General features: G+C 60.6%; 1 protein-coding gene. It reads right to left on the minus strand.

Going from position 1 to position 881, the window contains the following annotated elements:
- Positions 1 to 54: 54 nt before the first annotated feature.
- Positions 55 to 819 carry an IS6-like element IS6100 family transposase gene (locus QRO95_RS25250; RefSeq protein ID WP_001389365.1) on the minus strand — a complete coding sequence of 255 codons (765 nt, stop codon included), beginning with the start codon at positions 817 to 819 and terminating at the stop codon, positions 55 to 57.
- Positions 820 to 881 lie beyond the last annotated feature (62 nt).

The raw sequence follows: 881 nt of genomic DNA on the forward strand, positions 1-881 counted from the left end.
GGCTCTGTTGCAAAGATTGGCGGCAGTCAGAGGTAGGCTGTCGCTCTGCGCCGATCAGGCGGCTGCTGCGAAATGGTGGTTGAGCATGCCCATGGCCTCCGTCAGCGCCGAGGGCCCAATGCCAAAAGCTCTCTCCACAAGGCGCACCTCGCCCCTGATGCCGGGCTGCAGGCACCAGGGGCGAGCCTGTCCTTTGCGCAGGGCTCGCATGACTTCGAATCCCTTGATCGTGGCATAGGCCGTGGGGATCGATTTGAAACCGCGCACCGGCTTGATCAGTATCTTGAGCTTTCCGTGATCGGCCTCGATCACGTTATTGAGATACTTCACCTGCCGGTGGGCCGTCTCCCGGTCCAGCTTTCCTTCGCGCTTCAATTCGGTGATCGCTGCACCATAGCTCGGCGCTTTGTCGGTATTGAGCGTGGCAGGCTTTTCCCAGTGCTTCAGGCCTCGCAGGGCCTTGCCCAGGAACCGCTTCGCTGCCTTGGCGCTGCGGGTCGGCGACAGGTAGAAATCGATCGTGTCGCCCCGCTTGTCGACTGCCCGGTACAGGTAGGTCCACTTGCCCCGCACCTTGACGTAGGTTTCATCCAGGCGCCAGCTCGGATCAAAGCCACGCCGCCAGAACCAGCGCAGCCGCTTCTCCATCTCCGGGGCGTAGCACTGGACCCAGCGATAGATCGTCGTATGGTCGACCGAAATGCCGCGTTCCGCCAGCATTTCCTCAAGGTCGCGATAGCTGATCGGATAGCGACAATACCAGCGCACCGCCCACAGGATCACATCACCCTGGAAATGGCGCCACTTGAAATCCGTCATCGTTCCGTCCGTCCAATCTCCGCCAAGCATGCTCAAGCTTCACGATTTTTGCAACAGAGCCG

It is taken from the genome of Stenotrophomonas maltophilia group sp. Smal13, from assembly GCF_030236855.1.
GTDB lineage: Bacteria > Pseudomonadota > Gammaproteobacteria > Xanthomonadales > Xanthomonadaceae > Stenotrophomonas > Stenotrophomonas maltophilia_A.

What these genes read in the sequence shown, in the direction of transcription:
- QRO95_RS25250 (WP_001389365.1), bottom strand. Translation starts at nt 819, where the DNA reads ATGACGGATTTCAAGTGGCGCCATTTCCAGGGTGATGTGATCCTGTGG.